At 48.0% G+C, this 8,303-nt stretch carries 11 protein-coding genes and 1 pseudogene; 9 read left to right on the top strand and 3 right to left on the bottom strand.

Features of this window, described 5'->3' with window-relative positions:
- From Q0338_RS06535 to Q0338_RS06495, 9 genes are all read left to right on the top strand, one after another.
- The coding region (locus Q0338_RS06535; protein WP_298086058.1) for an insulinase family protein at window positions 1–518 on the top strand (518 nt) is incomplete at its 5' end.
- On the top strand, window positions 511–1,407 hold the full coding sequence (gene dapA / locus Q0338_RS06530; protein WP_298086057.1) for a 4-hydroxy-tetrahydrodipicolinate synthase: 897 nt from the start codon (window positions 511–513) through the stop codon (window positions 1,405–1,407). The genes Q0338_RS06535 and dapA, both read left to right, overlap by 8 nt.
- A complete protein-coding gene (locus Q0338_RS06525; protein ID WP_298086056.1) occupies window positions 1,407–2,192 on the top strand; it encodes an enoyl-ACP reductase in 786 nt (261 codons plus the stop codon). The genes dapA and Q0338_RS06525 overlap by 1 nt, the downstream gene beginning before the upstream one ends.
- Window positions 2,189–2,509: a hypothetical protein gene (locus Q0338_RS06520; RefSeq protein ID WP_298086055.1), complete on the top strand. Its 321-nt coding sequence runs from the start codon at window positions 2,189–2,191 to the stop codon at window positions 2,507–2,509. Before Q0338_RS06525 ends, Q0338_RS06520 begins: the two co-directional genes overlap by 4 nt.
- Window positions 2,506–3,060, top strand: a complete 555-nt coding sequence (gene pgsA / locus Q0338_RS06515) for a CDP-diacylglycerol--glycerol-3-phosphate 3-phosphatidyltransferase (protein ID WP_122862952.1) — start codon at window positions 2,506–2,508, stop codon at window positions 3,058–3,060. The genes Q0338_RS06520 and pgsA overlap by 4 nt, the downstream gene beginning before the upstream one ends.
- 2 nt (window positions 3,061–3,062) lie before the next feature.
- Window positions 3,063–4,079: an AI-2E family transporter gene (locus Q0338_RS06510; RefSeq protein ID WP_298086054.1), complete on the top strand. Its 1,017-nt coding sequence runs from the start codon at window positions 3,063–3,065 to the stop codon at window positions 4,077–4,079.
- A 21-nt stretch (window positions 4,080–4,100) separates the two neighbouring features.
- Window positions 4,101–5,213, top strand: coding sequence for an RIP metalloprotease RseP (gene rseP, locus Q0338_RS06505; protein WP_298086053.1), 1,113 nt, complete (start codon window positions 4,101–4,103; stop codon window positions 5,211–5,213).
- Window positions 5,210–5,845, top strand: coding sequence for a YggS family pyridoxal phosphate-dependent enzyme (locus tag Q0338_RS06500; RefSeq protein ID WP_298086052.1), 636 nt, complete (start codon window positions 5,210–5,212; stop codon window positions 5,843–5,845). Before rseP ends, Q0338_RS06500 begins: the two co-directional genes overlap by 4 nt.
- A 52-nt stretch (window positions 5,846–5,897) precedes the next feature.
- Window positions 5,898–6,671, top strand: a complete 774-nt coding sequence (locus Q0338_RS06495; RefSeq protein ID WP_298086051.1) for a hypothetical protein — start codon at window positions 5,898–5,900, stop codon at window positions 6,669–6,671.
- A 355-nt stretch (window positions 6,672–7,026) separates the two neighbouring features.
- Here Q0338_RS06495 and Q0338_RS06490 read toward each other — a convergent pair whose 3' ends face one another.
- The 3 genes and pseudogenes from Q0338_RS06490 to Q0338_RS11065 all read right to left on the bottom strand — a co-directional run.
- A complete protein-coding gene (locus Q0338_RS06490; protein ID WP_298086050.1) occupies window positions 7,027–7,518 on the bottom strand; it encodes a flavodoxin domain-containing protein in 492 nt (163 codons plus the stop codon).
- An 82-nt stretch (window positions 7,519–7,600) separates the two neighbouring features.
- Window positions 7,601–8,161 (bottom strand): 2-oxoacid:acceptor oxidoreductase family protein, encoded by a 561-nt coding sequence (locus tag Q0338_RS06485; RefSeq protein ID WP_298086049.1) that lies wholly within the window; start codon window positions 8,159–8,161, stop codon window positions 7,601–7,603.
- Window positions 8,158–8,303: pseudogene (locus Q0338_RS11065) on the bottom strand (2-oxoglutarate ferredoxin oxidoreductase subunit beta); the annotation flags it as partial. The gene Q0338_RS06485 and the pseudogene Q0338_RS11065, both read right to left, overlap by 4 nt.

Here is an 8,303-nt window from a genome sequence, read left to right as displayed (position 1 = left end):
TGGCGGTCGCTTTTAAAATTCCGCCGTTTAACCATCCTGACGCCGCGGCGATCAAAGCGATGGATATATATCTTAGCGGCGGCAAGAGCTCACTTTTGCAGCGCGTACTGGTCGATGAGAAAAAGCTCGCCAATCAGATCAACATCTACGATATGAGCGCCAAGGACGAGAATTTATTTATAGTCTTTGCCGTTTGCAACCAAGGCGTAAGCGGCGAGGCGCTGAGAGATGAAATTTTGGCGCTGATCGAAAAAGCCAAAAAAGCTAAAATAAGCGACGACGATATGCTAAAGATCAAAAACACCCTAAGCAGCGATCTGATCTACTCCCTCGACAGCGCTAGCAAGGTAGCGCAGATGTACGGCAGCTACATCGTCCGCGGCGATCTGGACGCGCTATTTAGGCTGGAGCGCGAGATCAAAAGCCTAGATAAAAGCGCGGTTAAAAAAGCGATGAAGACCTATCTAAGCCTTAAAAATTCCACGAGCATTATCTTACGAAAGGAAAACGATGAATAAAAATGTCATAATCGGCTCTATGACGGCGCTGATCACGCCTTTTAAAGACGGCAAACTAGACGAAATCGGTTATGAAAAGTTAATCAAAAGACAAATCGCAAACGGCATCGACGCGGTCGTACCCGTAGGCACGACGGGCGAGAGCGCGACGCTAACGCACGACGAGCATAGAATCTGCATCGAAATCGCCGTAAATACCTGCAAAAACACCGGCGTAAAAGTACTCGCGGGTGCTGGCAGTAACGCCACGCACGAGGCGGTAGGTTTAGCAAAATTTGCGCAAGATCACGGCGCAGACGGTATCCTCTCGGTTGCGCCCTACTACAACAAACCGACGCAAGAAGGCCTCTATCGCCACTACAAAGCAATCGCCTCAAGCGTCGAAATCCCGGTACTACTCTATAACGTCCCGGGCCGCGTGGGCGTAGATATCCAGCCGTGCACGGTTTTTAGGCTATTTAAAGAGTGCGAGAACGTCTACGGCGTAAAAGAAGCCACCGGCAGCATCGAGCGCTGCGTCGATCTACTCGCGCACGAGCCCGGCCTATCCGTCATCAGCGGCGAGGACGCGATAAACTACCCTATCCTCTCAAACGGCGGCAAGGGCGTGATCTCGGTTACGGCAAATTTGCTCCCGGATGAGATCTCAAATTTGACCCACTTTGCGCTAAAAGGCGAGTTTGCGCGCGCAAAAGCCATAAACGATGATCTGTATGCGGTCAATAAAATAATGTTTTGCGAGAGCAACCCGATCCCGGTCAAGGCCGCTATGTATATCGCCGGGCTCATATCAAGCCTCGAGTACCGCTTGCCGCTTTGCGAGCCGAGCGCCGAAAATCTCAAAAAAATCGAACAAACCATAAAGCAATATAACATAAAAGGATTTTAATGAACTGCGAAAACGAATTTAAAGGCAAAACTCTAGTAATCAGCGGCGGAACGCGCGGTATCGGACGCGCCATCGTGGAGGAATTCGCCGCAAAGGGCGTAAATATCGCCTTTACATATAACTCAAACGAAGAGCTAGCCAAGACCCAAGCCGCCGAGCTCGAGGCGACGTACGGCATAAAAGCCAGAGCCTACGCGCTAAATATACTAGAGCCCGAGACCTACAAAGATCTATTTTTAGAGATCGACGCAGACTTTGACCGCATAGATTTTTTCATCTCAAACGCTATCATCTCGGGTCGTCCGGTCGCAGGCGGATATACGAAATTTATGAAACTTCGCCCTCGCGGTATCAATAACATTTTCACCGCGACCGTAAACGCATTCGTAGTGGGCGCGCAAGAAGCCGCAAAACGCATGGAAAAAACGGGCGGCGGCAGTATCATCTCGCTATCATCGACGGGCAATCTAGTTTACATAGAAAACTACGCAGGCCACGGCACCGCAAAAGCTGCGGTAGAAGCCATGGCGCGCTACGCGGCGACCGAGCTTGGCGAAAAAAATATCCGCGTAAACGTCGTTAGCGGCGGTCCTATCGAGACGGACGCGCTTAGGGCTTTTACAAACTACGAGGAAGTTCGCGACAAAACAGCCGAGCTAAGCCCGCTAAATCGCATGGGGCAGCCTACGGATATCGCCGGCGCATGTTTGTTTCTGTGCAGCTCAAAAGCTAGCTGGGTAACGGGCCACACCTTCATCATCGACGGCGGTACAACATTTAAATGAAAAAAGCAAATTTAGCCTGCGCTCCTTTGCCGGTTGCTCGTATTTTGGGCAAATTCGGCGGTATAAATTTAACGCGCTTGCAGGCTAAATTTGATGAAAATTTAAAATTTGAAAGCAAATTTTGCGGCGCGGACGGTTTTCTTAAACCTAATCCAAATTTGCTCAAATTTGACAAAGCTACGAGCAAATTTAACCAAAGCGCAAATAAGAAACGAGCAAAGTCAAGCCAAAACAAGGCTAGCTATTTTTCCGCCTATTCCCGCGCCACGCTGTCAAATTTTAAACTCCAAAATCCAAAAGAAAGAAAAAATAAATGAGCCTAAATTTACCAAACGCCCTAGCCTTCCTGCGCGTATTTCTCGCACCTCTGATGTTTTGGCTGCTACTTAGCGTAAATTCCTTCTCAGGCGTGCACGTTAGCTGGATGAACTATTTTGCCGCGCTTGTATTCGTGATCGCTAGCGTCACGGACTTTTTCGACGGATTTATCGCGCGCGCATGGGATCAAAAGACCAAGCTTGGAGCCGTGATCGACCCGCTTGCGGATAAGATGCTAACTCTGGGCGCATTTTTAGGGCTCATGATGATAGACCGCGCGAGCCCTTGGGCCGTGTATCTCATCCTCGTTCGCGAGTTTTTTATCACGGGATTTCGCGTCGTGATGGCGGGCGAAGGCGTAGAGGTCGCCGCGTCGATGGCGGGCAAGGTCAAAACCGTCTGCCAGATGGTCGCGATCGGCTTTTTAACCATGCAGTGGCCTTTTGGCGAGTTTTTGCTCTGGCTTAGCGTCGCGCTGACGCTGTATTCGGGCTTTGAGTACGTAAACGCTTATGTAAGGCACGTTAAAAATCAAGCCAAAAAGGCGTAAATTTGAGAACAGGAAACACTATAATCTATCTAGCGAGCTTCGTCGTTGTAGCAGCCGGACTAAAGGCCGCTAGCGTCGTAGTTCTGCCCTTTTTGATGGCGGTTTTTATCGCTATCGTGGCGACGCCTGCGATAAATGCGCTAGAAAAGCTCAAATTTCCGCGCGTTTTAGCCTTTGCGCTCGTTACCGCGGTCGTGTTTTTATCGCTTGGTTTTATCGCAAACACCGTGCTAAAGACCATCAACGGATTGGTTAGCTATATGCCCGAGCTTCAGAGCAAATTTAAAGCCCTAGCCGACCACTATCACCATATACTAGCTAGCCGCGGCCTCATCGACCCAAACAGCGTCGCCGCGCCTGCAGACTTTGATATAAATAAAATTTTTGCCGTGCTGGGCGGATTTTTAAGGAGCGGCACCGAGCTCGTTTCAAAGAGCTTTTTTGTATTTTTACTCGTTACTTTTATGCTTTTTGAAGTGCAGGTATTTTCTCAAAAAGTCGAGTATTTTGCGAGTAAAAATCCGCAAACAAATCAGATCGTAGATACGTTTATATCAAATCTCAAACGCTATCTCGCGATCAAGTCCGCAGCATCGTTTGTGACGGGCGTTTTTATATTTATCGGGCTAAATTTCATCGGCGTGCCTTACGCGCCGCTTTGGGGTATTTTGGCTTTCGTGCTAAATTTTGTCCCGACGATCGGCTCTATTATCGCGGCCGTTCCGGCGCTTTTGGTGGCGCTTTTGCTAAACGACGCGGCGGCTTGCGCTTGGACTGCGGCGCTGTATGCGGCCGTAAATGTCGTCATCGGCAACTTTATCGAGCCTAAATTTCTTGGCAAAGGCCTTGGTATCAGCACGCTTGTCGTGCTTTTGAGCCTACTTTTTTGGGGATTTTTGTTCGGCATCGGCGGTATGTTTTTGGCCGTACCGCTTACGATGAGCCTAAAGATCGCGCTTGACGCAAACCCGAGCACGAAATTTATCGCCGTTTTGCTCAGCGATAAACTCGAGCGGTAAAATCAAATTTAAAGGTAAATTTTGAAAAGCATTATCTTTGTGGCGGCGCTACTAGCCGTCGGCATTTATGCGTATTCGTGGCATTTTTTGATCACGGTTTTGGTGATTAGCTTTCTTATATTTTTCCACGAGCTGGGCCACTTTCTCGCCGCTCGCATGCTAAAAGTGGGCGTTTTAAAATTTAGCGTGGGCTTTGGGCAAAGCGTCTACTCAAAAACCATCGGCGGCACCGAGTACGCTATCGGCGCGATACCGCTTGGCGGCTACGTTAGCCTAAAAGGGCAAGAGGACGCAAAGCCGGGACTAAAAAACGAGGATGCCGACAGCTACACGAGGCTTAGCCCTCTTGGACGCATTTTTATCCTTTTTGCCGGACCGTTTTTTAACTTTGCTTTGGCGTTTTTTATCTTTATCGCGCTCGGACATATCGGCGTAGAAAGGCTAGCTCCGACTGTGGGCAAGGTGCTGGAAAACTCGGCTGCGGCGAGTGCCGGACTACAAAAAGGCGATAAAATTTTAAACATAAACGGCATCAAAATCAGCGAATGGGACGAGATAAGCAAAAACGTAAATTTAACCTCCACCGCGATCACGCTCGAGCGCGCAGGCGAAATAAAAACGATAAATTTGACGCCTAAAATCGGGCAAAGCATGACGATATTTGGCGAAAAGATAGAAAAACCGCTCATCGGCATTTCGCCCTCAGGCGAGGCCGTCACGATACGAAACACCGGCTTTAGCTCGCTCAAATTTGCGCTCGTTGAGACCGTAAACGCCTCAAAGCTCATATTCACGGGACTTGAAAAGCTCATTGTTGGCGTCGTGCCGCTAAAAGAGATGGGCGGCATCATCCAGATCACCGACATCACCTCAAAAGCCGCTGGCATCGGCCTCCCAACACTACTCATCATCGCCGCGCTCATCTCCGTAAATTTAGGCGTGCTAAACCTGCTCCCGATCCCAGCGCTTGACGGCGGTCATATATTTTTTAACCTTTACGAGCTGATTTTCCGCCGCGAGATGAACGAAAAAGTCTATATCGGCCTCACTTACTGCGGCTGGGCGTTTTTGCTCTGCCTGATGGCGTTTGCGACCTTTAACGACGTGATGCGCCTAAGCGGAGCGGGACAATGAAGCTCGGGCAAATTTTAGAACGCATCGAAAACGCGCGCACGGGCGAAGCGGTAAAGCTAATTGCCGTGAGCAAAAACGTAACGACCAAAGAGGTTTTGGAGCTTTTTGAACAGGGGCAAACGAGCTTTGGCGAAAACCGCGTGCAAGAGCTCAAAAATAAGAGCGAAATTTTATCAAATTTGCCGATCGAGTGGCACTTTATCGGGCGACTTCAAAGCAACAAAATAAACCACCTGCTAGCGCTCAAACCCGCGCTTTGGCAAAGCTGCGAGAGCGTAGAAGCCGCGCTTGCGGTGGATAAAAGGCTTGATCGCGAGCTACCATGTCTACTGCAAATAAACTCGGCCTATGAAGATAGCAAACAAGGTATCTCGCCTGAGGCTGCGCAGGATGCGTTTTTGCAAATCGCGCAGGAGTGCAAATTTTTAAAACCCGTCGGCGTAATGAGTATCGGTGCGCACGTTGATGACGAGCGAGTCGTGAAAAAAAGCTTTGAGACGACGCGTAAAATTTACGAAAATCTGCAACCTCGCGGCGCGCAAATTTGCTCGATGGGTATGAGCGGCGACTTTGAGCTGGCGATAAAATGCGGCTCGAATATGATTCGTTTGGGGTCGATTTTATACGCGTAAATCGGCCGCGATCTTTGTAAATTTAGAAAAAATCTACCGATAAGGAGTCAAAATGGGCTACGACGTGAGCTATCATCCGATCAACGAAAGCGAGATAAAGCAGTGGTATTTTGACGCATTAAAAAGCGCGCGCGAGGGCGACTGGTCGGTCGCACAAAGGCTTGCAAAAGAGTACGGCATGGAGGATTTTTATGCGCAAAAATACATCGATACCCTAAAAGTCGCACTTGAAACCAAAGATGGCGAGAGCTTTTCGACGAGTCATGGTTACATACTCGCCGCCGTGCAGGGATTTTTTAGAAAATACTTCTATACACGCGGCACGGCGTTTGGCTTTTTGGCGGAGGAACACGGCGAATTTAAGCGGTATCTGAGCGATATAAGCGGCGTTATACCGCCTGAAATAAAAGCTAAATTTACGGGTGAATTTGACGGAAACTACTCGTCTGGCGCATTTATAAGCGCGGCAAATTTGGCTAAATTTTGGCAGGACTACAACGCCGATGAAAATATAAAGCAAAAAGTAGATGATTTTTACGCGCAAAATTTGCCTGCGTTTTTGAGCGCAGTTAAATTTAGCGTAGAAAACGGCTACGGGCTACTTGAGGCGACCGACGTGATCATACCAAATCCGATTGATTTAAATGATTCCGAGTGCTACTCAAATCTTTTTAACTGCGACCCCGAAGGCGCATTTATCTACGCCGATACGGCGGCACAGCAGATCAGCGAAGCGATGAAGCTAGACAAAAATAAAAAAGAGAGCGATAAAAACGAGGGCTCAGGCGGCTTTTTCGGCGCTATAAAGAAACTTTTTGGGAAGTAAAATTTACTACGAGTTAGGATTAATTAGCAACCTAAATTTCGTATATCAAGAGTTTATTTGGTAGGTTTACCGCTTTATCCAAACGTTTTAGGCGTAAAATACGGGTGAGTTTATTGCCGCAAATCAAATTTTGCGCTAGTTTTAGAAAACCGTGGTAAGTAGGTTAAATTTAATACAATAAATTTACGCTCGAGAACTCGTAATGTTTGAAGTGAAATTTAATCCAGCCAAACTTGCAAGCATAAAATACGATATTATCGACTCAGTATTTTAACGAGCCGTATTTGTGAAATTTTATTTACAAAAAAAAGAAGTAAAATCCGCCTTGTCCGTTTTAGGCAAGGCGGCAAGAAAATCAGAATAAATTTAAGATAGTAGGCTTATTTTCCTCGACCCATTTGTCGATGCGTTTTGCGTAGTTTTCATCGCCCTTAACGTCTAGAGCTAGGCCTGCGAATTTGCCGTTAATGAAAAACGCGGAGTGGTTAAATTTATATCCGTCCGCGTCGCTAGCGCCAAAGATTTGCGCATCTTTTAGATACGGCAGGAAATCCACCGCGCCGCTAAAAAGCGTCTGGGGGTGATTGGCTTGATTACCGATGGCTACGATGGCGGCTTTTTTGCCTTTACTACCGGCTTTTAAAAGCGGAAGTTTCTCCGTCCAGTCAGACTGCAACTCGCCGTCGCCGTAGCTAGGTGCCGCCACGATGATAACGTCAAATTTAGCAAAATCCTCCGCCCCAGCGCCCTTTACGTCTACTAGCTGCGCTCCTATTTTGCCTGCTAGATACTCGCACGCGCTCTTTGTGTGCCCCTTTGTCGTCGTGTAAAAAATACCAACGCTCATTTCGTTCTCCTTAAAATCAAATAAATTAATACCTGAATTATAACGAAATGATACTTAATTTATCTTATTTCAAATCACGCTTTTATTTGTCGTTTTCTATGCAAATTTTGGCGTATTTAAGTCCCAGCTCATATGCTTTTTCATTTTCAGCATAGACTTTTTTAGGCACTTTTGAGAGCATTACGCGTTTAACTAGCTCGGTATCTAGGCAGCCGCTCATCTGCACGGCGACGGCTAACGCGACGACGCTTTGAGTTATTACGTTGCCTACTTCGTCTTTAGCGATGGAGATGATCGGTATCTCGTAAATTTTCCAGCGCCTTTTGTCCTCGTCGCTAGCGCGTACCAAATTTGGCTCCACAACGATGATGCCGCCATCTTTTACTCCGTCTTTAAACTGCTCGAAGCTAACCTGCGCGGTAGCGAGCATAAACTCGATCTCGCCCTCGTTTGCGTACGGATAAAATATCTCGCGCTCGCTCAAAATGATATCGACCTTCGTCGGCCCTCCGCGCACCTGCGAGGTGTAGGTCGAGGCTTTGACGCCGTATCCGCCCTCCTCGATTTTAGCCGCGGCTAAGATCTCACCAGCCAAAATCACGCCCTGACCGCCCACTCCGACGAATCTTAACTGCCTTTTCATTTTAGCGCTCCAAAGTCGATTTTCTCGCCGTCTCTGGCGGCTTTTATCACCATATCGTAGGCCTTGGTGTACTCCATGCGCGACTCGTCTTTGTGCAGCACTCCGAGCGGAAATTTACCCTCCCGCTCATCCTCGCTCATCG

The organism is uncultured Campylobacter sp. (assembly GCF_938018145.1).
GTDB lineage: Bacteria > Campylobacterota > Campylobacteria > Campylobacterales > Campylobacteraceae > Campylobacter_A.
Note: the sequence above shows the minus strand (reverse complement) of the source record. Positions and strands in the feature narration are given on the sequence as shown.

Excerpts from the sequence above, each read along its gene's own strand:
- dapA (WP_298086057.1), top strand. The coding sequence starts at position 511 with ATGAATAAAAATGTCATAATCGGCTCTATGACGGCGCTGATCACGCCT.
- Q0338_RS06525 (WP_298086056.1), top strand. The coding sequence starts at position 1,407 with ATGAACTGCGAAAACGAATTTAAAGGCAAAACTCTAGTAATCAGCGGC.
- Q0338_RS06520 (WP_298086055.1), top strand. The coding sequence starts at position 2,189 with ATGAAAAAAGCAAATTTAGCCTGCGCTCCTTTGCCGGTTGCTCGTATT.
- pgsA (WP_122862952.1), top strand. The coding sequence starts at position 2,506 with ATGAGCCTAAATTTACCAAACGCCCTAGCCTTCCTGCGCGTATTTCTC.
- Q0338_RS06500 (WP_298086052.1), top strand. The coding sequence starts at position 5,210 with ATGAAGCTCGGGCAAATTTTAGAACGCATCGAAAACGCGCGCACGGGC.
- Q0338_RS06495 (WP_298086051.1), top strand. The coding sequence starts at position 5,898 with ATGGGCTACGACGTGAGCTATCATCCGATCAACGAAAGCGAGATAAAG.
- Q0338_RS06490 (WP_298086050.1), bottom strand. The coding sequence starts at position 7,518 with ATGAGCGTTGGTATTTTTTACACGACGACAAAGGGGCACACAAAGAGC.
- Q0338_RS06485 (WP_298086049.1), bottom strand. The coding sequence starts at position 8,161 with ATGAAAAGGCAGTTAAGATTCGTCGGAGTGGGCGGTCAGGGCGTGATT.